This window comes from Noviherbaspirillum denitrificans (genome assembly GCF_002211445.1).
GTDB classification, from domain to species: domain Bacteria; phylum Pseudomonadota; class Gammaproteobacteria; order Burkholderiales; family Burkholderiaceae_D; genus Noviherbaspirillum; species Noviherbaspirillum denitrificans.
This window is the reverse complement of record NZ_LSTO01000001.1, coordinates 646,803-650,342: the sequence shown is the minus strand read 5'-3', so window position 1 is coordinate 650,342 and position 3,540 is coordinate 646,803. Positions and strand designations below refer to the sequence as shown.

General features: G+C 61.5%; 4 protein-coding genes. 3 read left to right on the top strand and 1 reads right to left on the bottom strand.

Features of this window, described 5'->3' with window-relative positions:
* From AYR66_RS03335 to AYR66_RS03325, 3 genes are all read left to right on the top strand, one after another.
* The coding region (locus AYR66_RS03335) for an acetyl-CoA C-acyltransferase (protein WP_088709574.1) at positions 1 to 1,004 on the top strand (1,004 nt) is incomplete at its 5' end.
* Positions 1,005 to 1,045: 41 nt separating this feature from the next.
* The gene (locus tag AYR66_RS03330; RefSeq protein WP_088706343.1) at positions 1,046 to 2,026 is read left to right on the top strand and encodes an NAD(P)H-dependent flavin oxidoreductase; all 981 of its coding nucleotides are present in this window, start codon (positions 1,046 to 1,048) and stop codon (positions 2,024 to 2,026) included.
* A 6-nt stretch (positions 2,027 to 2,032) separates the two neighbouring features.
* Positions 2,033 to 2,743: a gamma-glutamylcyclotransferase gene (locus AYR66_RS03325; protein WP_088706342.1), complete on the top strand. Its 711-nt coding sequence runs from the start codon at positions 2,033 to 2,035 to the stop codon at positions 2,741 to 2,743.
* Positions 2,744 to 2,752: 9 nt separating this feature from the next.
* On the opposite strand, the gene AYR66_RS03320 is transcribed toward AYR66_RS03325, so the two are convergent.
* Positions 2,753 to 3,540, bottom strand: a 788-nt coding sequence (locus AYR66_RS03320; RefSeq protein ID WP_206047039.1) for a TetR/AcrR family transcriptional regulator, incomplete at its 5' end; no start/stop codon positions are given.

The following is a 3,540-nucleotide window of genomic DNA, read 5'->3' as shown; positions in this document are numbered from 1 at the left end:
GCACGGCGGGCATGAATGTCGCCCGCCACGCCGCATTCGCAGCCGGCTTGCCAGCCTCCGTTGCCGGGCAGACGATGGACCGGCAATGCGCATCGGGACTGATGGCCGTGGCGACCGCCGCCAAGCAGATTGTCGTCGACGGCATGGAGGTGGTGGTCGCTGGCGGACAGGAAAGCATTTCGCTGGTGCAGGACCGTTTCGTCCAGTGGATGGGGGAATACGCCGACCAGAACGTGATCGAAAAAGTGCCGCATGCTTACATCTCGATGCTGGAAACGGCCGAGAATGTCTCCCGGAAGTACAGCATCTCCCGTGAAGCGCAGGACGCCTACGCGCTCGAATCGCAGCGGCGTACCGCTGCGGCGCAGAAGGCGGGCCGCTTCGATGCCGAAATCGTGCCGATCAAGACGACGATGTCGATTGCCGACAAGGAGAGCGGCGCGATCACGTATCGCGAAGTCGTGCTCGACCGTGACGAGGGCAACCGGCCCGATACCACGCTCGAAGGCCTGGCGCAGGTCAGGACCGCCATTCCTGATGGTGTAATCACTGGCGGCAATGCCAGCCAGCTGTCGGATGGTGCGTCGGCTTGCGTCCTGATGGAGCGCGGCCTGGCCGAACGGCGCGGGCTGCAACCGCTGGGCATCTATCGGGGAATGGCCGTCGCGGGTTGCGCGCCTGAGGAAATGGGAATCGGACCGGTGTTTGCCGTACCCAGGCTGCTCGAGCGGCACGGCCTGCGAGTGTCGGATATCGGGCTGTGGGAGTTGAACGAGGCATTCGCGGTTCAGGTGATCTATTGCCGCGACCGTCTCGGCATCGATCCGCAACGCATTAACGTCAACGGCGGCGGTATCTCGATCGGACATCCCTATGGCATGACGGGCGCCCGCCTCGTCGGCCACGCCCTCATCGAAGCCAAGCGCCGTGGCGAAAAGTACGCGGTCGTCACCATGTGTATCGGTGGCGGCATGGGCGCAGCGGGCCTGTTCGAGGTCGCATAAGCCTGCCCTCTTTATCCATTTTCCGTTTGAGGAACTAAGCTATGAAAACCCGTATCACTGAACTCTTCGGCATCCAGCACCCGATCATCCAGGGCGGCATGCACTTCGTCGGCCTCGCCGAACTGACCGCGGCTGTATCGAATGCAGGCGGTCTCGGTCTCATCACCGCGCTCACGCAAAGGACACCCGAGCTGCTCGCGAAGGAAATTTCCCGATGCCGCGAGATGACGGACAAACCCATCGGTGTCAACCTCACCTTCCTGCCGACCTTCTCCGCACCGCCCTACCTGGAATACATCGCGGCGATCGTCGAAGGCGGCGTGCGCATTGTCGAAACCGCCGGACGCAGTCCCGAGGAATACATGCCGGTGCTGAAGAAAGCCGGTGTCAAGGTGATCCACAAATGCACCTCGGTACGCCATGCGCTGAAGGCGGAGAAGATCGGGTGCGATGCGGTGAGCGTGGACGGTTTCGAATGCGGCGGGCATCCTGGCGAAGACGATATCCCCAACATGATCCTCCTGCCGCGCGCGGCCGAGGAATTGAAGATCCCCTTCGTGGCATCCGGCGGCATGGCCGACGCCCGCAGCCTGGTTGCGGCGCTTGCACTCGGCGCGGACGGCATGAACATGGGCACCCGCTTCGTCGCCACCAAGGAAGCGCCGGTGCATGAAAACGTCAAGCGCGCAATCGTCGCAGCATCGGAACTCGACACCCGACTGGTGATGCGTCCCCTGCGCAACACTGAACGCGTGCTCAAGAATGCCGGCGTCGACAAGATCCTGGAAGTCGAACGCGAGAAGGGCGACAAGGTCACGATCGAAGACATCTATGAACACGTCGCCGGCGTCTATCCGAAGATCATGGTTGACGGTGAAATGGATGCGGGCGCATGGAGCTGCGGCATGGTGGCGGGCCTCATCCACGACATTCCCACAGTGAAGGAACTGATCGACCGCATCATGTCCGAAGCGGACCAGTTGATCCACGGCCGCCTCGCCCGCCTGACCGGACGCGCCTGACAAGGCATGCAATCCGGTTCGAAAGACGCCTGGGCCATCACAAGGGAGGCACTGAGCGAAGAGTCAGCGGTGGAGGCGTTTCGCTCCGCCGCTCCTCCGGGCACGAGGCTCCTCGCCGAGTCCGACCTGCAGGCGTCGCTCGACCGGGCGCTGCAATCGCATGCGCCCGGGGAAGATGTGCATGTGTTCGGATACGGTTCGCTGATGTGGAATCCGGCTTTCCATTACGCCGAATCCTTCAGGGCGACAGTATGGGGCTGGAGCCGCAAGTTTTGCCTCAGCCTCAACATGGCGCGCGGATCGCCGGAAAGGCCGGGCGTCATGCTGGCACTGGATCGCGGCGGCGCGTGCAGCGGTGTGGTATTCCGGATTCCGCATCACATGGCAAGGAACGAGCTGATGCTGCTCTGGCGCCGGGAAATGCTGACGGGTGCATATCACGCGCGCTGGCTCGCCGTCCGGAGCGGATCATCGCGATTGCATGCGCTGACCTTCGTCGCCAACCGCCAGCACCGCCGCTACCTGGCGGCACTGGATGACGACAGGATCGCCCAATTGATTTCAAATGGCGCCGGCAAGCTCGGCACCTGCCAGGCCTACTTCGACACCCTGGTCTCTTCGCTGGAACAACTGGGCATCAGGGATAGCGGCATGGAGCGACTCAAGCTGGCAATCGCCCTTCAGGTCCCGAACGGGAGGAATGGTCGGACAGGATAATGGCGGGCGTTATTTTTGCCCTTCAGAATCCTTGTGCATAAGGGCTTTTTCAAGGAATTCCTTGCCGGCATTCAGCACTTCCTTGCTGGTCTTGTCCGATGCCATCGCGCGCGCCAGCAAAACGGTGCCGACAAGCTGGGAAATCACTGCCCAGGCCGCCTCGTCGCCTACCTGCGCCGCCCACACGTCGTGAATGCGCTTGGCGGCATCCTCGAAAATCTTCTTTGTGGTCTTGTCAGCGCGTGCAATTTCGGCACCGAGGCTCGGAACAACGCATCCGCTCTCCGGGCTCTGGACATGCTTCCAGTTCAGGTAACGCTTGAGTTGCCGTTCAATCCAGTCGTCGACGGATTCGCCGGAAACCTCGTCGGCAAACATCGTGAAGCTATGGTCGACTTCCCGTTTCAGCAGTTCTGAAAACAGCTCTGTTTTCGAGGTGAAATGGTTGTAGAACGCGCCGCTGGTCAAGCCCGCTGCCGCCATCAACGCGTCAACGCCGGTTGTCGAGAATCCCTTTTCCTTTGCAAGCGCGCCGGCTTTCTTGAGAAGGAGTTGTCGGGTATCCGCCTTGTGGGTTGCAGAGTAGCGCATGGCTGAATGTGAGCTGGGTAAATGGATACAGTCGATTATAACATAACGCTCGTGACTGAACTGACGCCATCCGCCCGCAAAAAAAAAGCCCGGGTGCCGCGAGACACCCGGGCAATGGCACCCAAACCGGCGACGGTGGTATCGCCGGCCCGGACACCGAGACAGACAGTACTTGCTATACCTCCAGCCATTCCTTGCGGATACCG

Excerpts from the sequence above, each read along its gene's own strand:
- AYR66_RS03330 (WP_088706343.1), top strand. The coding sequence starts at position 1,046 with ATGAAAACCCGTATCACTGAACTCTTCGGCATCCAGCACCCGATCATC.
- AYR66_RS03325 (WP_088706342.1), top strand. The coding sequence starts at position 2,033 with ATGCAATCCGGTTCGAAAGACGCCTGGGCCATCACAAGGGAGGCACTG.